General features: G+C 44.7%; 25 protein-coding genes and 1 riboswitch. Of the genes, 1 reads left to right on the forward strand and 24 read right to left on the reverse strand.

Annotated features, from left to right (window positions below; translation table 11 throughout):
• Positions 1–5: 5 nt before the first annotated feature.
• The 6 genes from ribD to QFZ81_RS21205 all read right to left on the reverse strand — a co-directional run bounded on the left by ribD (position 6) and on the right by QFZ81_RS21205 (position 6655).
• Positions 6–1115, reverse strand: coding sequence for a bifunctional diaminohydroxyphosphoribosylaminopyrimidine deaminase/5-amino-6-(5-phosphoribosylamino)uracil reductase RibD (gene ribD / locus QFZ81_RS21180; protein ID WP_307604595.1), 1110 nt, complete (start codon positions 1113–1115; stop codon positions 6–8).
• Between the two features lie 234 nt (positions 1116–1349).
• A riboswitch (FMN riboswitch) is annotated at positions 1350–1531 on the reverse strand.
• Positions 1532–1734: 203 nt separating this feature from the next.
• Entirely contained in the window at positions 1735–2166 is a 432-nt protein-coding gene (locus QFZ81_RS21185) for a peptidylprolyl isomerase (RefSeq protein WP_047674065.1), read from the reverse strand.
• Between the two features lie 268 nt (positions 2167–2434).
• Positions 2435–3766 (reverse strand): diaminopimelate decarboxylase, encoded by a 1332-nt coding sequence (lysA, locus tag QFZ81_RS21190; RefSeq protein WP_307604597.1) that lies wholly within the window; start codon positions 3764–3766, stop codon positions 2435–2437.
• A 160-nt stretch (positions 3767–3926) separates the two neighbouring features.
• Positions 3927–5417 (reverse strand): spore germination protein, encoded by a 1491-nt coding sequence (locus QFZ81_RS21195; RefSeq protein ID WP_373463783.1) that lies wholly within the window; start codon positions 5415–5417, stop codon positions 3927–3929.
• Between the two features lie 186 nt (positions 5418–5603).
• Positions 5604–6026 carry a stage V sporulation protein AB gene (locus QFZ81_RS21200; RefSeq protein ID WP_307441700.1) on the reverse strand — a complete coding sequence of 141 codons (423 nt, stop codon included), beginning with the start codon at positions 6024–6026 and terminating at the stop codon, positions 5604–5606.
• Positions 6023–6655 carry a stage V sporulation protein AA gene (locus QFZ81_RS21205; RefSeq protein WP_307441698.1) on the reverse strand — a complete coding sequence of 211 codons (633 nt, stop codon included), beginning with the start codon at positions 6653–6655 and terminating at the stop codon, positions 6023–6025. The genes QFZ81_RS21200 and QFZ81_RS21205 overlap by 4 nt, the downstream gene beginning before the upstream one ends.
• A 178-nt stretch (positions 6656–6833) precedes the next feature.
• Here QFZ81_RS21205 and QFZ81_RS21210 point away from each other — a divergent pair, with 178 nt between their 5' ends.
• Entirely contained in the window at positions 6834–7043 is a 210-nt protein-coding gene (locus QFZ81_RS21210; protein WP_307441697.1) for a DUF378 domain-containing protein, read from the forward strand.
• 81 nt (positions 7044–7124) lie between these two features.
• Here QFZ81_RS21210 and QFZ81_RS21215 read toward each other — a convergent pair whose 3' ends face one another.
• The 18 genes from QFZ81_RS21215 to QFZ81_RS21300 all read right to left on the reverse strand — a co-directional run bounded on the left by QFZ81_RS21215 (position 7125) and on the right by QFZ81_RS21300 (position 23000).
• Positions 7125–8555, reverse strand: coding sequence for a SulP family inorganic anion transporter (locus QFZ81_RS21215; RefSeq protein ID WP_307606982.1), 1431 nt, complete (start codon positions 8553–8555; stop codon positions 7125–7127).
• Positions 8556–8715: 160 nt separating this feature from the next.
• Entirely contained in the window at positions 8716–9471 is a 756-nt protein-coding gene (gene sigF / locus QFZ81_RS21220) for an RNA polymerase sporulation sigma factor SigF (RefSeq protein ID WP_029192952.1), read from the reverse strand.
• Between the two features lie 11 nt (positions 9472–9482).
• The gene (gene spoIIAB, locus QFZ81_RS21225) at positions 9483–9929 is read right to left on the reverse strand and encodes an anti-sigma F factor (RefSeq protein ID WP_307604602.1); all 447 of its coding nucleotides are present in this window, start codon (positions 9927–9929) and stop codon (positions 9483–9485) included.
• Positions 9926–10279, reverse strand: coding sequence for an anti-sigma F factor antagonist (gene spoIIAA, locus QFZ81_RS21230; protein ID WP_047674049.1), 354 nt, complete (start codon positions 10277–10279; stop codon positions 9926–9928). Before spoIIAA ends, spoIIAB begins: the two co-directional genes overlap by 4 nt.
• 161 nt (positions 10280–10440) lie before the next feature.
• Positions 10441–11616, reverse strand: coding sequence for a D-alanyl-D-alanine carboxypeptidase family protein (locus QFZ81_RS21235; RefSeq protein WP_307604604.1), 1176 nt, complete (start codon positions 11614–11616; stop codon positions 10441–10443).
• A gap of 160 nt (positions 11617–11776) precedes the next feature.
• Positions 11777–13078: a pyrimidine-nucleoside phosphorylase gene (locus QFZ81_RS21240; protein ID WP_307441693.1), complete on the reverse strand. Its 1302-nt coding sequence runs from the start codon at positions 13076–13078 to the stop codon at positions 11777–11779.
• Between the two features lie 118 nt (positions 13079–13196).
• On the reverse strand, positions 13197–13580 hold the full coding sequence (locus QFZ81_RS21245) for a cupredoxin domain-containing protein (protein ID WP_307604606.1): 384 nt from the start codon (positions 13578–13580) through the stop codon (positions 13197–13199).
• Positions 13581–13759: 179 nt separating this feature from the next.
• Positions 13760–14197, reverse strand: a complete 438-nt coding sequence (locus tag QFZ81_RS21250) for a flagellar protein (protein ID WP_307441690.1) — start codon at positions 14195–14197, stop codon at positions 13760–13762.
• A 152-nt stretch (positions 14198–14349) separates the two neighbouring features.
• A complete protein-coding gene (locus QFZ81_RS21255) occupies positions 14350–15204 on the reverse strand; it encodes a purine-nucleoside phosphorylase (protein ID WP_307441689.1) in 855 nt (284 codons plus the stop codon).
• Positions 15205–15222: 18 nt separating this feature from the next.
• On the reverse strand, positions 15223–16050 hold the full coding sequence (locus QFZ81_RS21260) for a purine-nucleoside phosphorylase (protein ID WP_307604608.1): 828 nt from the start codon (positions 16048–16050) through the stop codon (positions 15223–15225).
• A gap of 56 nt (positions 16051–16106) precedes the next feature.
• A complete protein-coding gene (deoB, locus tag QFZ81_RS21265; protein ID WP_307441688.1) occupies positions 16107–17282 on the reverse strand; it encodes a phosphopentomutase in 1176 nt (391 codons plus the stop codon).
• Positions 17283–17390: 108 nt separating this feature from the next.
• A complete protein-coding gene (gene xerD, locus QFZ81_RS21270) occupies positions 17391–18287 on the reverse strand; it encodes a site-specific tyrosine recombinase XerD (protein WP_307449630.1) in 897 nt (298 codons plus the stop codon).
• Between the two features lie 92 nt (positions 18288–18379).
• Entirely contained in the window at positions 18380–18619 is a 240-nt protein-coding gene (locus tag QFZ81_RS21275; RefSeq protein ID WP_307441686.1) for a DUF4227 family protein, read from the reverse strand.
• Between the two features lie 57 nt (positions 18620–18676).
• Complete coding sequence (gene ald, locus QFZ81_RS21280) at positions 18677–19792, reverse strand: alanine dehydrogenase (RefSeq protein ID WP_307449627.1); 1116 nt, start codon at positions 19790–19792, stop codon at positions 18677–18679.
• Positions 19793–19972: 180 nt separating this feature from the next.
• Positions 19973–20458, reverse strand: coding sequence for a ferric iron uptake transcriptional regulator (fur, locus tag QFZ81_RS21285; protein WP_057306375.1), 486 nt, complete (start codon positions 20456–20458; stop codon positions 19973–19975).
• A gap of 105 nt (positions 20459–20563) precedes the next feature.
• A complete protein-coding gene (spoIIM, locus tag QFZ81_RS21290; protein WP_307441682.1) occupies positions 20564–21205 on the reverse strand; it encodes a stage II sporulation protein M in 642 nt (213 codons plus the stop codon).
• A gap of 61 nt (positions 21206–21266) precedes the next feature.
• A complete protein-coding gene (locus QFZ81_RS21295; protein WP_307604610.1) occupies positions 21267–22445 on the reverse strand; it encodes an endonuclease Q family protein in 1179 nt (392 codons plus the stop codon).
• Positions 22446–23000, reverse strand: a complete 555-nt coding sequence (locus tag QFZ81_RS21300; protein WP_307441681.1) for an NUDIX hydrolase — start codon at positions 22998–23000, stop codon at positions 22446–22448.
• Positions 23001–23036: the final 36 nt, after the last annotated feature.

Here is a 23036-nt window from a genome sequence, read left to right on the forward strand (position 1 = left end):
ATTCGTTAGCTCTTATAATTCGGATAGCCGGTTATGCAAATATCCGGTCCGAACTGCTCGACCTTGAGTCGGTCGAGCGTAATCGCATCATCCATCTTCGCGAAGCCATCGAAGTTGATGTTTACAGGTGCTGCAGAGCCGCCGCCGATGATTTTCGGCGCAAACATCAGCACCAGCTTATCGATCAAGCGCCGCTCCAGCATGGCGCCGTTGAGCTTCCCTCCACCCTCTAGGAGGATGGAGCCGATCTCGCGCTCGCCGAGCTGCCGCATGGCGAGCGTCAGGTCCACCTGCGGGCCGTCCCCGCAGGTGAGGACCGTGATGCCGCGCGCTTCCAGCGCGGCACGCCGCTCTGCAGGCGCCTGTGCGCTTGCGAGCAGGATCGTCTGCTGACGATCCTGCTCCGTGAGCACCCGGGCGCCCAGCGGGACTCGCAAGAGCGAGTCCGCGACGATCCTTACCGGCTGCACAGCCGGTACGTCGCCGCGCGCGCTCAGCAGCGGGTCGTCGGCGATGACGGTGTTGACGCCGACCATGATACCCTGATGCCGATGGCGCAGGGTATGAACGAAGGCACGCGACGCTGGCGACGTGATCCACTTGCTGTCGCCGGTCTTCGAGGCGATGCGGCCGTCAAGCGTGCTCGCTGTCTTCATCGTCACATAAGGCATGCGGGTGACGATGTATTTGTTGAAGGCCTCGTTCATTGCCGCGGCCTCCTCTGCAAGCAGCCCAACCGTCACGTCGAGACCATGATCATACATCTTAGCGATGCCTGTCCCAGCAACCTGCGGGTTCGGATCCCTTCCAGCGACGACAACCCGTGACACGCCAGCCTCAATGAGTCGGTCGCTACACGGTGGAGTCTTGCCAAAGTGACTGCATGGCTCTAATGTCACATAAGCCGTGCTGCCTTTAGCTTCCTCGCCTGCCATTTGCAAGGCGAGAACCTCGGCATGGCCATGTCCGCGCTTCAGGTGCGCTCCCATGCCAATGATGCGTCCATTCTTAACAAGGACACACCCTACTACGGGATTAATTCCTGTCTGACCAAGAGCACTTTCAGCCATTTGCAGAGCAAGTCTCATGTAGGCTTCGTCATTCAGTACATGCACGAAGTTCACCGCCTTTCAGATCTATTCCAAAATTTGAATGCAAAAAGGCCCCTCCGTGTATCGGATAGGGGCCAGAGATTGTCTAGATAACACGAAGAAGCTTCATCCATCCATACTTGCCGCATTTTTGATCAAATCAAACAACAACGACGTATCTGCTTCAAAAAACAGACCTGCCGAATTTTTGTTTACGTGAAAAAATGTACAAGCATGCATAGCGAATCAAATGTTCGCGTTTTCCTTCTCCCATCCAGACTATACTGTCGGTTCCGGAATTGCACCGGATCAGCCGTAGCGAAGCTGTGTGTCAGGTACCGCTAGCTTCAAAACGGGTCACGGACTTATCGAAACATGTAACGGGTACATGCTATCGAATCACCGCCGGTGTGGAATTTCACCACGCCCCGAAGGTTTTGCATACATATAAAAATAACTTACAACTAAGAACTAGCTATAAATTACTTTGATAATGAAAAATTTATCACTCACACTTACAAAAAGCAAGTGCTTTTTTCCTTTTCACATTTATTTCTTACTTTTTCAATGAATTCACTCGGAATTAAATTTAAAAAGAAACCTATTGAAATAAATCAACAGGCTTCTTTTCGAATATGGCGAATTATACTTCTACAACTTCAACTTTCTCCATCAAATCTTTGCCTTTGAAAGCATCGACTAACTCCATGCCTTTAGATACTTTACCGAATACGGTGTGTTGTCCATCCAAATGCGGTTGCGGTTGGTAAGCAATATAGAACTGGCTTCCACCTGTATTTCTGCCTGCATGAGCCATAGCCAAGGAGCCGCGCTCATGTTTGTTCGGGTTGATTTCACAGTTGATTTGGTAACCAGGGCCACCAGTTCCTGTTCCTGTAGGACAACCACCTTGTGCTACGAATCCTGGAATAACACGATGAAAAACAAGTCCGTTGTAGAAACCGGAGTTTGCTAATTTTTCAAAGTTTGCAACGGTATTCGGTGCATCGTTTTCGAAAAGATCGATAACGACTTCGCCGCCACCTGCTAGTTTAATTTTTGCTTGTTTGGCCATTTGTGGTCCACTCCTTTAGGAAATAATATCTTATTCTACTATGAAAACTTCCATTTCACAAACTGCGCTATACTTCTAACACAATTCTCCCCCGACCTTGTCCTATTTGACTGGAATATGCGCTTTTCGCGCTGTATGAATCAGTCCTTGATTTTCACCAAAAATCATCTGTGATGTGAATGACTATTCCGCGATTAAGAGATGAAAAAAAACGCAAAGAAAGAAACCCCGTGAAGCTGAGGTTTCCTTCATTTTCATTTAAAACCAATTAAACGGTCTCGCTCATTTGTTTCATTCTTGCAGGAATGATGTCGTTGCCAACGATGTTATCGAACGTTTCGCGTTTCACGACGAGATCACTTTGACCATCTTTCACGAAGACAACGCCAGGACGGCGGATACGGTTATAATTGCTTGCCATTGCATAATTGTATGCTCCTGTACAAGATACAGCGAGAACGTCTCCTGAACTTACTTTGGGCAGGTTCAGATCCCAGATCAGCATATCACCGCTCTCACAGCATTTCCCTGCAATAGATACAACCTCTGTCGGTTGCTCTGTAGCGCGGTTAGCCAACATCGCCTCATACACAGCCTCATACAAAGCAGGACGTGGGTTGTCAGTCATGCCGCCATCTACAGCTACGTATTTACGCACTCCTGGAATATCCTTAGTTGTACCTACTGTGTACAACGTAGTTCCCGCATCACCAACGATGCTGCGACCTGGTTCAACCCAAATTTCAGGCATTGGAAAATCATTGCTGCCGAAGTTGTCTTTAATCGCGTCTGTAATTGCTTTAACATAAACGGCAACCGGAAGTGGGCTATCCTCGCTCACATAACGAATCCCGAAACCGCCGCCAAGGTTAATGACCTTGAACGTAACGCCTATTTCTTTGCGAACTTGAACGGCAAAACCAGCCACTTTCTCAGCTGCCATGCGGAAGCCTTCCACTTCAAAAATTTGGGAACCAATATGCGAATGAACGCCCAATAATTCCAAATTGCTTAATTGCGAAGCTTCTTGAACAGCGCGGAATGCCGATCCATTGCCCATGTCGAAACCGAATTTGGAATCCGTCTGGCCTGTAGAAATATATTCATGCGTATGTGCCTCAACGCCCGGCGTAATACGCAGTAAGATCTTCACCTTTTGGCGCTTCTCTCCGGCAATCGCATTCAACATTTGAAGTTCGATGAAGTTATCCACGACGAAACAGCCGATTTTGGCATCAATCGCCATTTCCAATTCTGAGATTGTTTTGTTATTGCCATGAAAATGAATTCGTTCCGCTGGGAAGCCTGCTTGTAGCGCTGTATAAAGCTCACCATCGGAAACAACGTCAAGTGACATCCCCTCTTCATCTACAATTCGGCACATAGCCATTACGCAGAATGCTTTACTTGCATAAGCAACTTGAAATTTCAGACCAGATGCTTTGAAAGCTTCAACGAATTCACGGCAGCGCCCACGTACTAACGCTTCGTCAAAAACATATAAAGGAGTGCCGTATTCAGCAACCAATTTCGTTGCATCGACACCGCCGATTTCGAGGTGGCCTTGGTCGTTTATTTTACTAGTACCATGTAAATACATAGCTTTATTTCCCTCTCTCCCTGAACCATCTTCTTGCTATATTCCGCCTAAGAGGTTAATGTACATTACTATTAAAAGTACCATATGGCATGCTCTTTTGACAATACACGCTTCGACATAAAAGCAAAAAAGGACAGGAGAATTCCCTGCCCTTTTTCTGTTATTTGGATTTTGGTTGACGTGTGCCATCGATTGGCTTTGTAATACTTAGCCGCGTTTTGCCAGCAAGCACCGGACGACGAACCAGGATGGCAAAGAAGCTTTTGGCGTTAAATGGAATAAAGGGCCACATATAGGGTGCATTAAAGGATTTCCTTGTGGCCAGCAGAATCAGCCATAACGTTGATCCTACTACAAATCCGGGGACGTGGAAGATCGCCACGATGATTAATAGAGCCAGTCTTACTATTCGATTAGCCAGACCTAATTCATAGCTCGGTGTCGCGAACATCCCAATGGAGGCGAGTGCCAAATACAGAATAACCTCATTGATAAAGAGACCCGTTTTTACCGCGATATCTCCGACCAAAATGGCTGCCACCAAACCCATTGCGGTAGCGAGCGGTGTAGGTGTATGTACAGCAGCCATTCGCATGAGATCAATCCCAATATCCGCTAACAAGAACTGGACCAATAGCGGCAGGCTTCCTTCCTTCTGCGGACCGAGGAATTCTAATCCAGCCGGCTTTAAGGAAGGATCCATAACCATCATAAACCAAAGCGGGAGCAGGAAAATCGAAGCCATAATGCCAACAAAGCGCACCCACCTTAAATAAGTACCGATGAATGGGGTTTGACGATATTCCTCAGCGTGCTGCACATGATGGAAAAATGTGGTCGGCAGAATCATGACGCTCGGTGATGTGTCCACGAAAACACATACATGACCTTCTAGTAAATGGGCGGAGACAACATCCGGCCGCTCCGAATACCGAACCATCGGATACGGGTTCCAACCCTTATTAACAATCGCTTCTTCCAGCTGTTTTTCAGCGAGAGGAAGGCCGTCGATTTCAACATCCTTTATTTTATCTTTCACGGCTTGGACTAAGTCCGCGTCAGCAATATCGTTGATATAAGCCACACAGACATCCGTCTTGGTTCGTTTGCCGATTTGCATGATTTCCAGCTTAAATCTTTCATCGCGAATTCTTCGTCTGACTAATGTCACATTCAATAATAGGGTTTCCACGAAGCCATCTCGTGAACCACGGACAACTCGCTCTAAGTCTGGTTCAGCGATCGAACGAACAGGATAATTTTTGACATCGATCGTAATCCCTGCTGTCTCACCTTCAATGAAAAATGCCGTTCCGCCCATCAATACTTGTCCTACGATTTCAGACATTTTCTTGTAGGACTTCACTTGAATGTGCGGAATTAATTTCTCAATGAATGCTTCCAGTGTATGATGTGAGACGGTTTCTTCGTCCGCATAAGTGAGTCGTGTAATGATATCGGTTAACACCGTATCTTTGGCAAATCCATTGCAATAGAAGATGCCTACGCGCTTGGATCCGAACACCATTTCTCTGAGGATGAGATCGAAGCTTCGATCGAGTCCTACTCGTTCCTCCAGCACCCTTCGAACTTCTCGAATACTTCTGGGGATATCTTCCTGAATTTTGAGTGCCTTTTCCTCAGGCGTCATATTTGTTATTGGATTGTAAGCAGATAAATTTCCTTCCTCATCTACGGCCAGTTTCTCCGTATGCCCCTGTGATTCGTTCGATTCATTTGATTCGTTTGATTCGTCTACTTCGTTCGAATCAGACTTATCGCTCCCATTTCCCTTTCTCACAACAAACTTCACTTTGAGCGCCTCCTTCAACACATGTTAATAAAATAACCATTCAAACAAGGATCCAAATACTTTACCAAAAATCATCGCCATGAGCAGCAAAATCATATAGGATCCCATGCCAACACGCTTGGCGAGGATGGGCAGCACGTTAATGATTTCCGTTAATGCGGCCGCTAGCATGCCAACAAAACAACCGGCAAATATACCTACCACTGCTGTTCCCATCGGAAAAAGGTGCACCTTAGCATCGCTGAAATCAACCCAAGTAAATAAGAGTGATCCCATCACAACCGCTGCTTCATAAGCATGAATTTTCGAAAACGAACGTGTGATCTGGGCAAGTCTTGGAATAATATCCAGTACCACAAGGAACGCGACCATGCCGCTGCCAACAGCGATTCCACCAGCTAACCCGATAAAAGCCGCTAAGAAGGCTTCCCCAATTAGGGTAATCACGAATGGTCCCCTTCCTCATGAATTTTGATATATTCTTCTGTTATCACATAATGATTTATATTTTCCTGATACATGAACATTTCCACTTCGAGCGGGCTTGGTTCTTCATTGAATTTCTTCTTGAACAGATGGTTGAAAAAAATGACCATTCCAACACCAATCCCTAGGGAATAAGGGATTTGCAGAATGAGCGGATGCTCCACCTTTTTCCCTGTCATCAATTCATAAATGCGTTGGTGAACTTCCAGCATGGACACATCTGCATGGAAATTCATGATGGCCAGTCCCGAACCGATGAACAAGAGCAACCAAACCAAACCGATAAGTATAGGACTTGGCTTTCTAGGATCGGAAATGATCTCGAGAAGCACATGAGGTTCTCCGAAATGCTCAATTTGCAGCTGTGGATAAAGATCTTTCACTTTACGAACAATCAGCATCATGTCAATGAGAACGCGATTGCCATCCTCATGTTGAGGATGATGAATGATCAATTCGTTCAGAGCTTGCTCATATTCAGGCTCCACGAAAATCTGAGCGATATGACGTAAATACACGACATTCCCTTTGCGAATGCTAGCTTTTCGACGAAGCCGGATGTATAGATATGGTTTTCCATCCTGTACCATGGTTTCACTCCCCTCAGAGCTTTACGGTGAATCATCCATGTATAGGAGTAGTATGCAAAATCTTTCCTTCCCATAAACACCTTATAAGATGGTAAATTCTCCAGGAATAATGTCACCATCTATATGGCATAGTAAGATCGAATAACGATAACTTATTCCATATAAAGAAGGTGATAACATGGCAAAATTCGCGTTAACACTAGTCATTATTGGTGCGCTGAATTGGCTCTTGGTTGGGCTTTTCGAGTGGGATTTAGTTTCTGCTTTATTGGGAGGAGATTCTCATCGTGAATCTTCCGGTCTAAGCCGCATCATTTATACGGTAGTGGGCTTATGCGGAATTTACTGCGTGAGATTTTATTCAGACGACAGGCACTCTGCCCGATAAACATGTTCGCGATCACAAAAAGCCGCAAACTACCCAGTGAAGAATTGGGGTAATCAGCGGCTCTTTTTTATGCGGTACGGACTATCTGACTTGTTCGAACATTAATTTACTTTCCTCGTTCAAACCAATACAGATGACTTTTTTATCCAATTGCTCATATTTTGAAATGGTTTTAGTTATAGCTGTCACCGCGGAATGATCCCAAACATGTGACGAGCTGAAATCAATCGTAATCATATCTGGGTCACTCTTATAATCAAATAAATCAATAAAATGTGCCATTGTTCCAAAAAACAGCTGGCCAGAAATGCGATATATTTTTGCGCCATTTTTGTCGTTTGATATATGCGCCTTAATTTTGGCCGATCTCCAACCAAATATCACTGCACTTAACGTAACGCCTGATAATACGCCAATTGCTAAATTGGAAGTTGTTACAGCGATGGCTACTGTAATGATCATGACTAGCGCGTCACTTCGCGGAATTTTGACTAAGGTTCTAAGCGAGTGCCAATCAAATGTGCCCACGGATACCATAAACATTACACCTACTAGCGCGGCCATTGGAATTTGCTTGACCACATTACCTAATACCATGATTAAGAACAGTAGGAAAACTCCCGAAACAAAGGTAGATAGTCGGGATCGACCACCCGATTTCACGTTTATGACCGTTTGACCTATCATGGCACAACCTGCCATTCCACCGAAAAAGCCAGACACAATATTCGCTATGCCCTGCCCTCTTACCTCTTTATTTTTATCACTTTTCGTTTCAGTCATTTCATCTACAATCGTAGCTGTCATGAGGGATTCTGTCATACCTACAACTGCTAATGCCAAGGAAATAGGAAATATATATCCAATTGCTTGAAGAGTTAAAGTTAAGTCAGGAATATGGAAGAAAGGCAAGGTCTGTGTAATTTCACCCATATCACCAACTGTTCGTATATCCAGCTGTAAGTTCATAGACAAAATCGTCATCACGATAATGGCAACCAAAGCAGAAGGTATGGCTTTCGTGATCAAAGGCAGCAAATAAATAATAGCCAAAGTGCCAGCTACCATGGCATACATCTGCCAGCTTGCCCCGTTGAAATTCGTAAGTTGAGCCATGAAAATAATAATGGCGAGTGCATTAACAAACCCAACAATGACAGAGTTCGGAATAAACGTAATGAATTTGCCGAATTTCAAAACACCCATCACATATTGAATAACACCAGTCAAAATGCTGGCCGCAAACAAATATTCAATCCCATATTTCGCAACTAAAGGACCCATTAGAGAGGCCATCGCACCTGTAGCCGCTGAAATCATCCCCATCCGACCACCTGTGAATGATATTACTATGGCAATAATGAAAGAAGCATACAAGCCAACCATAGGATCTACACCTGCTAGAATAGAGAACGCAATGGCTTCGGGAATTAAAGCTAAGGCAACCGTTATACCGGATAATACATCCTTACGAGTATTAAAAAACCATGAATCCTTCCATTTGCTATAAATCAAAAAAATACACACTCCTATGTTAATTTTGTTGACTTTTCCCTCTCAGAAAAGCCGGGACCGTTATTTGCAGTTTTTATTATACACAAATTGAGCCTATGTCTCTACATAGATAAATAACCGTTCCTCCTAGGAGGAACGGTTATTTATCAAAAACCTGTTATTGAGCAATCTGATCTTTAATCGATTGCAATATTTTCTTTTCCAATCGTGATACCTGCACTTGGGAAATACCTAGCCTGCTTGCAACCTCGGATTGTGTTTGATCCCGGAAATAACGGAGATAAACAATGAGCCGTTCTCGCTCCGACAGCGTCCCAATGGCTTCATTCAGCGCAAGCTTCTCGAACCATTTCTCGCCAGACTCATCCGAGATTTGATCCATTAGTGTGATAGGATCACCATCATTCTCAAAGACGGTCTCATGGATAGAAGAGAGAGGTTTATTCGCCTCTTGCGCGAAAACAACTTCCTCTGCTGTTATCATAAGCTCCTCTGCGACCTCTTTGATCGTAGGCAATCTGCCAAGCCGCTTCGACAGCTCGTCCTTCGTCTTGCGAATCTTATTCGCCAATTCTTTGAGGGAACGGCTTACTTTAAGTGTTCCGTCATCGCGAAGAAAACGTTGAATTTCACCGATTATCATCGGTACCGCATAGGTTGAAAACTTCACATCATAAGATAGATCGAATTTGTCAACGGACTTGAGCAGTCCGATACAACCGATCTGGAACAAGTCTTCGGCTTCGTATCCCCGGTTCAAAAAACGTTGAACTACAGACCAAACCAAACGGATATTGCAGCTGACAAGTGTTTCTCTGGCGAGTCCATCTCCGGATTGGCTGAGGGCGATTAACCGTTTGACTTCCGAATCGTCTAAATAACTATGAGAAGCATGTTTCAGATCGACATCCATAGATCAAACCCCTAATTGTATAAAGCTTTTTTAGATTCAATTCGCTTCAACATGTTTATTTTGGTTCCGATTCCGACGGCCGTCACAACTTCTACTTCGTCCATGAAATTTTCCATAATCGTGAAACCCATGCCAGAGCGTTCCAACTCTGGTTTGGATGTATATAGTGGCTGTTTCGCTTGTTCTAAATCAGCAATACCTGAGCCCTTGTCTTCGATCGTAATCCGAACCACATCATCATCAATTTGCGTCGAAATGATGATAACGCCATCTGTTCGATTGTTATAACCATGAATAATCGAATTTGTTACCGCTTCAGAAACAACCGTCTTGATGTCGGTCAATTCATTCAGCGTAGGATCCAATTGAGAGACGAAAGCAGCAACGGCTACACGAGCAAAAGCTTCATTCTCAGAACGACTAGCAAACTCTAGTGTCATAAAATTATTTTCACTCATAATGCAACCTCCAAACTGGACATTGCATTGCGTTCGTTGTCCTGTATAGATACAATCTTGAACATTCCAGAAAGCTCGAACAAGCGGTAGACAGCAGGAGCAACATCACAAACGACCATTTTGCCGCCTTTACTCGTAATCTGCTTATAGCGGCCGAGAATGACGCCTAGACCCGAGCTGTCCATGAAGGATAGATCCTTCAAACTAAGGATTAAATGGCGCGTATGCTCTTTGGCAATCGCTTCCTCCATCCTCGCCTTCACAACATCGGCTGTGTGATGATCCAGCTCGCCTTTCAATCTAACAATTAGAGCTCTTCGGCCTTGCTCGAATTCAATTTGCAGGCTCAACATGTTCACTCCTCTCAGCTGAGAGACTTTGAGCTCACTCAAAGATCCCGTCATGAAACTTAAGTTTCTACAACTGAGATGGAAACTCCTGCACCCCGACAAAACTAGAAGAAAACTGCTAAAACTAGAAGAAAACTGCGCTTATTCGCGAATTCTCACCATTAATCCGTATGAAACAGATTCGATGTGGTTCGCTTAAATAACTTCCACCATGACGCTTTATCTACGGCAACAGGAGACTCGAGCGGGTATTCAGCAAGCAAATTATCTCCATTGTATACAATAATTCTACCGATAGGTTGCCCCAGAACAATCGGTGCTTTTATGTTTGGATCGAGTTTCAGTTCATGTCGAATCTCCCCAGTCACGGTGCCCTTTTTCATTAAAATACTATAATTTTGCTTCGCGACTAACGGTACTGTCGAAACCTGGCCTTTATTAATCGTAAAATTTCCAAGACTGTCGCCTGACTTAAACAAAGGATAGTTCGTAAATTGCGCAAAAGCGTAATCAAACAGCTTCGTTACTTCGGCATTCCGTGTTTTTGTATTCGGTTCACCAAGCACCACGGCAACGACGCGTAAATTTTCCCGTTTGGCTGTTGCAGATAAGCAGAATTTCGCTTCGCTTGTGTATCCCGTTTTCAGACCATCCGCACCGTTGTAGAAGCGTACCAACTTGTTCGTATTCACGAGCCAGAATGGATTTGCCGTTTCTTTTCGTAGATAGTCTTGATAGGCACCTGTAAATTTAGTGATTACCTCATGCTTGAGCAGTTCTCTCGACATGATGGCGATATCATTCGCAGTTGTATAATGATTGGCTACAGGCAGTCCGTTGCAGTTTGAAAAATGGGTATTATTCATACCTAACTGCTGTGCACGGTCGTTCATCATTTGCACAAAATTCTCTTCCGAGCCTGCGATTTTCTCAGCCATTGCCACAGATGCATCGTTGCCGGAAGCCATGGCAATCCCCTTCAACATTTCCTCTACGGTCATCTCTTCGCCAGGCTCAAGGAAAATTTGCGATCCACCCATGGAAGCCGCGTATTCACTGACCTTAACCTTTTCATCCATTTTAATGTTGCCTTTGTCGACAGCTTCCATAATGAGCAGCATCGTCATTATTTTCGTAATACTGGCTGGAGGAAGCTTTGCATCCTTATTCTTTTCGGCAATGACCGTGCCCGTATCTGCATCCATTAACACAGCGGACTGTGCATTCGGTGTCAAATCGACGGATGGCGCCTTCTTCTCTTCCGCAAATGCGGCCGGTATGAACAGCATCAAACATAGCTGTAAACAGATTAAACTTATTAGCCCTTTTTTTCGCATAGCAATTGTACCCCTCCTGTGATGTATGAAGTGAAAGCCTGACACTTGCAGCTTGAATGACTGCTAATCAGTCTTGACGATTTCCGCACAAAATATTCCAAGAGGAAGAAAATAAAAAAGGCACTTTCCATGTGGAAAGTGCTTGGGCGATTATTTGGCATTAAACAATGACATCATAAATTAATTGAACAGGAGCAGGCTTGCTATTCTCAACGCGATAGGCCCCTTGAATCATGGTCTCGACTGCCTTCACATCCTGTTGATTCGCATGAATGGTACATATGGATTCCCCAATCTGAACCTTGTCACCGATTTTCTTATTCAAAGTAAGACCCACTGCATAATCAATCTGATCTTCCTTCTTCGCTCGACCAGCACCAAGCAGCATCGCGGCAATGCCGATTTGTTCCGCATTGATCTGATTGATAAAACCATCTTTCTCAGCCATCACTTCGAAATGATAAGCTGCCGTCGGAAGGAGCTCAGGTTGGTCTACCACATTCGGATCGCCGCCCTGGCTTGCTATGAAGCGTTTGAACGTCTCTAACGCCTTTCCATTCAAGACAATATCGCGGACAGCCGCCTGAGCCTCCTCGAAGCTCTCAAACACCTTCCCCAGCAGCGACATGTAGGCTGCAACCGAGATGGCTACCTCAGTCAGTTCCTTATCACCTGTACCGCGGAGCACTTCAATAGATTCACGAATCTCATTTGCATTTCCGATTTCACGTCCGAGCGGCTGTTCCATGTCTGTAATCATGGCAATCGTGTTCCGCTTCAATTGCGTTCCGATATCGACCATCGTACGAGCAAGAGCTCTTGCATCGTCCACTGTTTTCATGAAAGCGCCTGAACCGATTTTCACGTCCAACACGATGGCATCTGCTCCTGAAGCAATCTTCTTGCTCATAATTGAGCTAGCGATTAAGGGAATCGAATCTACCGTTGCTGTTACGTCACGAAGTGCATACATCTTCTTGTCAGCAGGAGCTAAGTTACCACTCTGGCCAACGATGGCAATTTTATTTGTATTCACGGCATGAATAAAATCTTCTTTAGACAATTCAATCTGAAAGCCTGGAATCGACTCCAGCTTATCTACCGTACCACCCGTATGTCCTAATCCTCTGCCAGACATTTTGGCAACAGGAATTCCAAGCGAAGCCACAATAGGTCCAACGATTAAGCTTATTTTGTCCCCAACCCCGCCTGTTGAGTGTTTATCCACTTTAATCCCAGCAATCTCCGATAAATCAATCATTTCTCCCGATCCTGCCATAGCTAGCGTGAGGGCAGAGATCTCTTCACTTGTCATCCCATTGAAGAAAATAGCCATCAGTAAAGCCGACATTTGATAATCCGGAATATCATCATGTGTATATCCGTTAACGATATACGTAATTTCCTGCTCGCTAAGCACTTCACCAGAACGTTTCTTATGGATTAAATCAACCATTCTCATTTGCATTCCTCCTTAAGATTACCTAAGAGTTTTCGTTAGATAATTAGCATGGTAAGCATACTCTTCAAAATCGAAAAAAGGGAGCTGCATGAGCCCCCTCTGATACTAACATTTTTTATTAAGAAACAACTAATTTGGATTTCATTTTGGCATGACCTTCACCACATGGAAGGACACAAATAATTTCATATGTACCTGGTTTGTCAAAAGTTACTTGTTTCGACGGGTTTTCTTTATCCAGCTTAATATCCAACCCTGGAATTTCAATCGCATGAACGCCTTCTTTTAAAGACAAGGAAACTTTCGTAGGCTCTCCACTTTTAATCGTATAATCCACTGAATCGAACTGCCAGTTAGAAGCTACAATTTTAAGCTGTTGACTTTTGCCAGCGGCAGCCTCAGCTTCCTTAGCCACTTGGCGGTCAGAAATATCTTGAAAGAGGACTCCCAGCCCCAATGCGCCCGCAAGTATAAATAACACAAAGAAAATCCACTTTTGCATGCATATCCCCCTCATAATGTGTTCACTTCATCTATTCTACCTAACATCTTAAGACAATCCCATACATAGTCAGTGGCGAATCCTTGAATATTTTGTGACGAAATTGTGAATGAGACTTTCGTAAAAACATCCCCCTTAGCGGGGGATATCACCATTACTATTGCCCATTTTGTTATATATTACACACCACTAAGTCGTTCACGTATTTGGAAACCTCCAGCAGATGCTGTTTGTTTTTCTCTAAGAAGTGGTTGAAAAGATCGGCCTTTCTCTTTCAATTCTCTAATATCCCGATTTATTCGGTACGCGCAATCCGGGCACAGTTTTTGCCCACGAATAGGTTTCGAGCAAGAAGCACAAGGATAGTTCAAATTTGGATAATCTGATAGCAGCAGCTTTCCCTCTTTGATCCAAGTATGCATTTGCTCGTGTGAAACACCTGTCGCTTCGCTGAATTGCGTATTCGTTGAGCGATGATTTTTACGTAGAAATTCAAGACTGCTCGTGAGCATGGAATCCATGGTGCTGCTGCAATCTGAACATTGATTTCGCAAATTTTTCTGGAACACTTTCCCGCATCTAGGACAGTTAGCAACCATTAATTGTTGGACTGACATGCTCCATCACATCCTTGTTATGGAAGGGGTATCCGTATCTACGGCACCCTCTAATATAGTTCTAATTAACTATATTTTAGCATGACTTCATCTGAATTCATAGGTCTACAGGATCTTATATTCATTAAAAGTTCATAAAAAATATAGCCAAATTATCCCAGACGGACCTCGCGAACAAAGGCCTTAACAAGAGCAATGAACTTCGGTTTCGTCCGATTGGCTACAGCCACAACCTGCTCATGCGTCAATGGTTCTAGTTCTTCACCTATCGCCATATCGGTAATACACGAAATCCCTAATACCTTAAGACCTGTATGACGCGCTGCAATAACTTCTCCCACCGTAGACATGCCAATCGCGTCGCCACCGATACGGGCTAACATCGTAAGTTCAGCTGGCGTACAGTAGGTCGGTCCTGTAATCCCCGCATAGACCCCTTCCTGCAGCTTCAGCGGCACACCATCTTCTCCTACGACCGTTTGTGCCAGCGCATGAGCCAGCTTGCGGTATTCGCGGTTGTACGCTTCCGACATGTCCGGGAAACGAACACCGAGCTCAGAATGGTTAGGCCCGATAAGCGGGTTATCTCCCGTCATGTTCAGATGGTCGCTAATGACCATTAGATCTCCTGCTTTAAAATCTCGATTCATGCCGCCTGCCGCGTTCGTCATCACAACCGTCTGAACGCCAATGGCTTTCATAACGTAAACAGGAAATACAACCTTTTTCATATCGTAGCCTTCATAATAATGAAAACGCCCCTGCATTACGATGACTTGCTTACCTTCTAGTGTACCTGCAACAAAACGACCTTCATGTCCTTCAACAGTTGAAACGGGAAAATGAGGAACCTCGCTATAATCGATTGCTATGGGCTGCTCAACCTGATTAGCCATGTCTCCCAATCCTGATCCCAAAACTAATCCGATAACTGGCTTAACACTGCCTAAACGCTGCTCAATAAAGCTCGCTGCTTCTTTAATTTTCTCTATGTAAGTCAGTTCCATTTTGTTCTCCTCTTCTAGTTAAAGTGTTTCAATAATGCCTAGTACTAATTTCAAAAACTTAGGTTTTACTTTCTCCGTCGTTTCCATCACTTCTGCATGGGAGAGTGGCTGGTCCAAAATACCTGATGCCATATTTGAAATACAGGAGAAACCAAGCACTTCGATTCCTGCATGACGTGCTACAATCACTTCAGGTACCGTCGACATACCAACGGAATCGCCGCCAAGTGTGCGGAACATGCGAATCTCAGCAGGAGTTTCATAATTAGGACCGAGGAGTCCCACATAGACGCCTTCTTGTAAGTGGAAGTTCTGTGAAGCCGCAACTTCGTGCGCTAATTTACGTAGACGTTTGCTGTAAGCTTCCGACATATCAGGAAAACGAACACCTAAAGCAGAATCATTCGGACCGATGAGCGGATTGCGGTATGTCAAATTCAGATGATCACTTATGACCATAAGATCGCCAACCTGATAGGATTCATTAATTCCACCAGCTGCATTCGTTACGATCAACGTTTCTACACCTAGTTCTTTCATCACTCTTACTGGAAAAGAAACCGTTTCCGCGCCATAGCCTTCGTAAGCATGAAAACGGCCTTTCATCACTAACACTTGCTTGCCTTGAATCGTACCAACGACCAATTCCCCAGCATGCCCTTCCACGGTAGACACAGGGAAATGAGGGATTCTCGAGTAGTCTACAACAATAGGCTGCTCAATAAGATCAGCAAGAACGCCGAGACCTGAACCTAGAATCAGTCCAATTTGGGGTTTAATATTCGTTTCCTTGCTAATAAATGCAGCTGCTTCTTGAATCTTTTGAATCATGGACGTATCGGACATGGATAGATTCCTCCTAAGCGATCTCAGTTCACATAAACTGAGTATTACGTAATTATTTATTTTAAAAGATGTAAGAAGCTCTCGCCTTGATCGGTTGCACTCACGCCAAAATTATCTGCAATGGTCGCTCCCAGATCAGCGAAGGTTCCGCGGATACCAAGCGAAGCAGGTGACTGGAAGCTTGGGCTGTATAACAAAATAGGAACATATTCGCGCGTATGGTCGGTTCCCGGATGCACAGGATCATTGCCATGGTCCGCTGTAAGGATTAATAGATCCTTCGGCCCTAGACCCGCTTTGAGCTGAGGCACATAAGCATCAAATTCCTCCAGTGATCTTCCATATCCCTCAGGATCACGTCGATGCCCAAACAGCGAGTCAAAGTCTACAAGATTCGTAAAAGCCAGTCCTTTATACGAGGTGCCCAATACCTCTATTGTCTTCTGAATACCATCTAGATTACTTTTTGTTGATGTGGCTTTCGTAACACCTTCACCATCAAAAATATCATTAATTTTCCCAATCGCAATCACATCAAATCCAGCATCCTTCAAATAATTCATGACAGTAGGCGCTGGCGGCTTCACGGCATAATCATGCCGATTCGGAGTACGTTTGAAAGCACCAGGCTCCCCGAGATACGGTCTTGCAATTACTCTGCCTACCGCAAACTCATCCTGCATGGTCAACCTTCTGGCAATCTTGCATGCCCGATACAGCTCTTCTAGCGGAATGATGTCTTCATGCGCAGCTAATTGAAATACACTATCAGCAGATGTATAAACGATCCAAGCCCCTGTTTTCATCTGCTCTTCTCCGAGCTCATCTAAAATTTCAGTGCCTGAGGCCGGCTTATTTCCAATGACCTTACGCCCTGTCTCCTGCTCAAATTGAGAAATTAATTTTTCTGGAAATCCATCGGGGAATACATTAAATGGCGTAGTCATTCGAAGCCCCATCAATTCCCAGTGTCCAGTCATCGTGTCTTTCCCAACCGACACCTCAGCCATTTTTCCATAATATCCTTCTGGTGAATCTGTTCCAGGAATCCCTTTAATATCAGCTATGCTCCCTAGTCCCATTCGTTGTAAATTAGGGAGTGCAAATCCGTTTACTTTCTCTGCAATATGTCCTAGTGTATGAGCGCCACTATCGCCAAACTGCTTGGCATCCGGTAATTCGCCGATGCCTACGCTATCCAATACAATTAAACATATACGTTCAAAGCGCACTCTTGTCCCTCCAAATCAATTCCTAATGTCATCCACCCTCGATTATCTCACTTCCACTCTATGAATGCAAAACAGCAGCCTCCCCCTAGGGGAAATGCCGCTGTGAGGTTACAATTTCGCTCTTGGGTGTGCAAGGTTGTAAACGTCTTTCATTTTGAGCTTGGTGACTTGAACATACATTTGTGTCGAGGAAATATCGGAATGTCCTAGCATTTCTTGAACCGATCTCAGATCTGCACCATTTTCAATTAAATGGGCAGCGAAGGAATGCCTTAAGGCATGAGGTGTTATCTCATTCGTGATATTCATCTCATTTGCATATTTTTTCAAAATCTTCCAAAACCCTTGCCTTGTCATCCTTGTTCCCAAATGACCGATAAATAAGGCTTCTTCATCCACCTTTTTTTTCAACAACTTCATCCGATAATTATGTATATAGGTCGTTAAACACCGAATGGCGATTGAGCTCAGTGGAATATTACGTTCTTTATCTGCTTTCCCCATACAGCGGATGAAGCCCATCTGCAAATTGATATCTGTTACATTCAGAGAAATGAGCTCCGATACTCGAATCCCAGTCGCATAGAGCAGTTCCAGCATGGCCTTATCACGCGCGCCGCTTACAAGCTCAGTATGTGGTGCTTCGAGGAGCTTCTCTACCTCTCCAATCGTCAGCACTTTAGGAAGCTTTTTTTCCAACTTAGGGGCATCTACATAAATACTTGGATCTGAATCCATTACCCGTTCTTTCACTAAATATTGATAAAGTGCTCGAATGGAAACCATATTGCGAGACAAGGTTGCCGATGCTCGTCCGAGCATTTTCAACTGCGATAGGTATCCTGCAATGTGAGTTTTACCTGAATCTCTCCAAGCCTTGATGCCTTGCTGTTGTAGATAATCAACAAAATGTTGTAGGTCTCTCTCATAGGATTCCAGCGTATTCCGCGATAATCCCCGTTCAACTGACAAAAATCGAATGAAGGATTGCAGGTCATTCGTCATCATGCCGATATACTCCTTCGTTATCATGCCATATCTTCATACCGACTAGCATTCAACGATTCCAGTGCGAACTCCTCTTTTTTACGCTTTCTTTATTCCCCATACCAATAAAATAAACGCAAACGGTCGCTCATTGTACCTGTATCCGAAACGGAAGCATGCTCGTGTTGGTCAAACACCTTAACGGACTTTCCCGTTGGTGTTCTATACTTGTTCACAGGTTGAATCCAACCTGTTAGTACAAGCATAACTTGATATAGAATCACAGTCAAAGTCATAAAAAGTAAAATAAAACGTAAGCGAACAACGAGTTTTCGATATGAAAATATCATAGCCAGTCCCCATTTCTATCCCCTTTTTATGATCAGGATATGAGGCTTGGTCTCTGATTATGACAGATCGGACAACTTCACATACGGCATGCCTAGAGCTTCAGCCACTGCCGGATGCGTTACACTCCCCTTGTACGTATTCACTCCTAATTGTAATGCGTAATTGGCAGCTACGGCTTGTATAAAACCTTTATTGGCAAGCTCCATTGCATAAGGTATCGTCACATTAGTTAACCCAAGAGTTGAAGTTCTCGGAACGGCACCAGGCATATTGGCAACAGCATAATGAAGCACGCCATGTTTCTCATAAGTGGGATTGCTGTGCGTTGTCACACGGTCAATCGTTTCAATCGATCCACCTTGGTCCACGGCAACATCCACAATCACAGCACCTGGCTTCATGCTTTGAACCATAGCTTCCGTTACTAATCTCGGAGCTCTAGCTCCAGGAATAAGAACAGCGCCAATTAATAAATCCGCCTTCTGTACAGCACTCGCAATATTATGAGGATTAGACATCAATGTTCGCAGTCTTCCCCCGAATATATCGTCCAGAGCTCTCATCCGATCGGCACTCCGTTCAATAATTACAACATTAGCTCCAAGACCGAGCGCCATTTTGGCCGCATTCGTTCCAACGATCCCTCCGCCCAAAATAATGACATCCGCAGGCGGCACACCAGGTACACCACCCAATAAAATTCCGCGTCCCCCATAGAACTTTTCCAAAAAGTGGGCGCCGATTTGTACCGACATCCGGCCAGCAACTTCACTCATCGGTGTCAAAAGCGGCAGTGAGCCATTCGGAAGTTGAATCGTTTCGTAGGCAATCCCTGTCACTTTCTTGCTAAGCAAATGTTCGGCCAAATCTCCTGCTGCAGCCAAATGCAAATAAGTGAACAACATCTGCCCTTCCCGGAAATAACCATACTCTGCTGGTAATGGTTCCTTAACTTTCATAATCATATCACTGTGAGCCCATACCTCAGCAGCATCCACGACAATAACGGCGCCTTCACGAACATAGTCCTCATCCCCAAAGCCACTGCCAACACCAGCTCCAGATTCAACAAACACTTGATGTCCTGCCGCCAAGAGCATACCCGCTCCTCCAGGCGTTAAAGCTACTCTGTTTTCATTGTTTTTAATTTCTTTAGGAACCCCGACTACAATAGGTTGCTGAGTCATAGTTACTACCTTCTTCCTTATTATCCTAAGCATAATGTGCCATGCTTCTACGCTAATTATGTGAGTAAGTATCCGGCTTTCTTATTAGCTAGTATATGAAAAGAACACAAAAATGCCTGTATGCACTAGCTGTGCTTACAGGCATTTTCATTGTATAAACAGCTTCTATTCCGAAACTGTTATTTTAGATTTGTCCAATGAGTCCGGTTTTCCTCGATCGTTACAGCGATAGCATATACCTTGAAAATCAAGTCGATGATCTAGCACTTGAAAATGAAAATCTTGCTCTAACCGTTCTTCCAAAGGTCCAAGCCAATCTTCCATAATTTCATCCACGGCTCCGCATTGCACGCAGATTAAGTGATGGTGATGATGACGTGTACTATCGTCACGTAAATCGTAACGCGCGACTCCGTCGCCAAAATTCATTTTCTCCAAGACATGCAGCTCACTCAGGAGCTCTAAAGTTCGGTAAACTGTTGCCAGTCCGATCTCTGGGGCCTTGTCCTTCACAAGCATAAACACATCTTCAGCACTTAAATGATCTTGTTCATTCTCTAAAAGTACGCGTACTGTCGCTTCCCGTTGAGGGGTTAGTTTGTACCCTTGGGATTGCAATTGCTGCTTAATCTTCTCGATCCTTGCTTCCATATGCCTCCCCCTCAGAAAGGTGGGCATCCAAGCCCAGTTTTAGCCACTCTTTTTATTATAGGGGGAGCTGACTGACAAAGTCAAACAGAAACATAAGTGGATCTGTTATCCATATAGGCCAACAAGCATAGGTGTTACCCATCTCATCATCAATTGTGACATATATCCTTCCCAAAGCGCTGCTCCAAGAAGGAATACCCCCATCAGGAGTGTCAGCGTTGTATAGCGCATAAAGGGCTGGTATATGTTTCCATTACGGCTCATAAAGCGATTTTTGATCATATAGATAGAGAACGCCATGGCAGCTACACTGCAGAATAAGATAGCTGGAATAACAATGAGGTTCTGCGGCGCAACGGAAACAAGTGCAAATAACATGCCCTTCCATGACATTTGACCGACAAGATACCCAACCGTAAACCCAATTAGCACACCTTTGAGAAAGTCTAAAACGAGAATCAATGGCAGCCCGACAATAGACAAACCAAAGAGCCATATCAACAAAATCCACTTCATATGCATGCCGAAAGCTTGAACGAACGATTGCCTGCTGTCAAACTCAGCGCCTTCATTAATTTCATGAAAGAAACTACCCAAATGACGAGTCATTTCTTGCTTTTGTTCCAAAGAAAGTGCATTCACCATCACGGCGCCGAACACGACCCCTATGATGAAAAGTACGGAGACGAATATAAATAGCGGCAAATTATCCTTCATATATTGTTTCATCGTTAGGTTCCTATTCATCTCGCAGCTCCTTCCTTGTGTCAACCTCTACAAAGACAAGCTTATGAGCGAGTGCTGGAAACTATGAACGATTTTTAACTTTGCCGTACTTACCCCCACCGCCAACCTCAAGCTGTAAGGTGCCTTCTCGCGCTTTTACAATATAAGCAGCAATTTCTTCACCAATCTCACTTGCAAGCTCATCTGGTGTCGTGCGATGCAGCACATTCATTTCCGTTCCGAAGCGGCGAAGCAGTTGATCAAGCTTTTTAGGCCCTAGGCCTGGGATAAATTCTAGCGGAACCTGAAATTGGTACGGAGGTCGAAAAGACGGGAGATAAGCCTTTTCACGGTCCGCTAAGTTCAGGATCCGATCCATGACTCCTCTGATGATTTTATTGCTGCCACAGTCGGCACAGCGTTGTACGGTCGTTTCACTTTCATCCAGAACGGATTCGCATAAGCTGCAATAGGTTCGGTGGTATTTACCAAGTCGTGGATTAAGGCCATAGTTGGCTATTATACCGCGTTCCTCTTGACGATGCAGCGCTTTAACGAGTTCTTCATACGTAGGGGCAGCCAGCTTCATCTCGTTGTACTCACGACCGATTTTGCCAAGGGAATGCGCATCTGAGTTCGTAACGAATGTGAACGGATCAAGCTCCGAAATTAAACCAGCCATATCGGAATCAGCACTTAGACCAAGTTCAACAGCAGAGATGCCCTTAAGATCAAGAAGGTGCTCCATCTTAGAGGATGCACTTCCGTACACACTTTTGTGCGGAGTGAAAATATGCGCGGGTATAAGGATGCCACCCCTGCCGAGCACTTCTTCTTGAAGTACGTGAGCAGGTACATAAATGCGTTGAGAGCTTAGCTCCACATTTTTCATGTGACCCTTCATCCATTGAGTGAACCCCTGCATCGCTTTCAGATTAGGCATATAGGCAAGCAAATGGGCCGGGCCCATGCCTGGATCGCGCACCTCTATTTCACTGCCCAGCATAATCGTTGTGTCCTGATACCGGATGCCACCGCCCTCCAGCTCCACCATCTCGCCCCGATCCAAGTAAGTCATGATGTCATCCTGTACAGAAGGCGAGTGGCAATCGATTATCCCGATGATCTCCATTCCTTTTCTGACGGCAGCTTCCTGAGCAATATTGAAGAAAGTCAGGTCATTCGCAGCGCTGATCTTCACCGCTTGGCCCTTCTCTGATCGACCTATGTGAATATGGAGATCAACATAATAAGCTTTCATTTAGATTTGACCCGTTAAAAGGTACAGCTGCCAAGCATAAACAGCCATAATCGTCTTAGCATCGCTAATTCGCCCTTCACGTATGTAATGCTGAGCTTGTTCCAATGTGATCGCTTCGCATTCCAGGAATTCATCCTCATCCGGATTCGCTTCGCCCTTCACCAAATCTTCTGCGATATAGAGATGAATGATTTCATCCGCGAAACCTGGAGAGGTATAAAAGGAGCTGACCAGCCTGATATTTTCCGTCCGAAAGCCCGTTTCTTCCTCTAATTCGCGTAAAGCTGCCTTTAGCGGCTCTTCCCCTGCATCCAGCTTACCGGCCGGGATCTCGACCTGACTTTTCTCCAGCGGTTTTCGATACTGTTCCACAACGATCATTTTATCCCCTAGCAGCGGAATCACAGCCACAGCGCCAGGGTGCTTTACGATTTCACGTGTTGCGGATTCCCCATTAGGTAATAGAACATGATCCACCTGCAGCGAAATGATTTTTCCTTTGAAAATAGATTCAGTCTTGATGGTTTTTTCTTCGAATTTTTTGTGTAATGTCATACGAACACCTCTTCTTGTTAAAGTTGGTCTAACTTG

The organism is Paenibacillus sp. V4I9 (assembly GCF_030817295.1).
GTDB lineage: Bacteria > Bacillota > Bacilli > Paenibacillales > NBRC-103111 > Paenibacillus_E.

Bases quoted from the DNA above. Each gene is read 5' to 3' on its own strand.
- QFZ81_RS21185 (WP_047674065.1), bottom strand. From the start codon at position 2,166: ATGGCCAAACAAGCAAAAATTAAACTAGCAGGTGGCGGCGAAGTCGTT.
- lysA (WP_307604597.1), bottom strand. From the start codon at position 3,766: ATGTATTTACATGGTACTAGTAAAATAAACGACCAAGGCCACCTCGAA.
- QFZ81_RS21195 (WP_373463783.1), bottom strand. From the start codon at position 5,417: ATGACGCCTGAGGAAAAGGCACTCAAAATTCAGGAAGATATCCCCAGA.
- QFZ81_RS21205 (WP_307441698.1), bottom strand. From the start codon at position 6,655: ATGGTACAGGATGGAAAACCATATCTATACATCCGGCTTCGTCGAAAA.
- QFZ81_RS21210 (WP_307441697.1), top strand. From the start codon at position 6,834: ATGGCAAAATTCGCGTTAACACTAGTCATTATTGGTGCGCTGAATTGG.
- sigF (WP_029192952.1), bottom strand. From the start codon at position 9,471: ATGGATGTCGATCTGAAACATGCTTCTCATAGTTATTTAGACGATTCG.
- spoIIAB (WP_307604602.1), bottom strand. From the start codon at position 9,929: ATGAGTGAAAATAATTTTATGACACTAGAGTTTGCTAGTCGTTCTGAG.
- QFZ81_RS21235 (WP_307604604.1), bottom strand. From the start codon at position 11,616: ATGCGAAAAAAAGGGCTAATAAGTTTAATCTGTTTACAGCTATGTTTG.
- QFZ81_RS21240 (WP_307441693.1), bottom strand. From the start codon at position 13,078: ATGAGAATGGTTGATTTAATCCATAAGAAACGTTCTGGTGAAGTGCTT.
- QFZ81_RS21245 (WP_307604606.1), bottom strand. From the start codon at position 13,580: ATGCAAAAGTGGATTTTCTTTGTGTTATTTATACTTGCGGGCGCATTG.
- QFZ81_RS21250 (WP_307441690.1), bottom strand. From the start codon at position 14,197: ATGTCAGTCCAACAATTAATGGTTGCTAACTGTCCTAGATGCGGGAAA.
- QFZ81_RS21255 (WP_307441689.1), bottom strand. From the start codon at position 15,204: ATGGAACTGACTTACATAGAGAAAATTAAAGAAGCAGCGAGCTTTATT.
- QFZ81_RS21260 (WP_307604608.1), bottom strand. From the start codon at position 16,050: ATGTCCGATACGTCCATGATTCAAAAGATTCAAGAAGCAGCTGCATTT.
- xerD (WP_307449630.1), bottom strand. From the start codon at position 18,287: ATGACGAATGACCTGCAATCCTTCATTCGATTTTTGTCAGTTGAACGG.
- QFZ81_RS21275 (WP_307441686.1), bottom strand. From the start codon at position 18,619: ATGATATTTTCATATCGAAAACTCGTTGTTCGCTTACGTTTTATTTTA.
- fur (WP_057306375.1), bottom strand. From the start codon at position 20,458: ATGGAAGCAAGGATCGAGAAGATTAAGCAGCAATTGCAATCCCAAGGG.
- spoIIM (WP_307441682.1), bottom strand. From the start codon at position 21,205: ATGAATAGGAACCTAACGATGAAACAATATATGAAGGATAATTTGCCG.
- QFZ81_RS21295 (WP_307604610.1), bottom strand. From the start codon at position 22,445: ATGAAAGCTTATTATGTTGATCTCCATATTCACATAGGTCGATCAGAG.
- QFZ81_RS21300 (WP_307441681.1), bottom strand. From the start codon at position 23,000: ATGACATTACACAAAAAATTCGAAGAAAAAACCATCAAGACTGAATCT.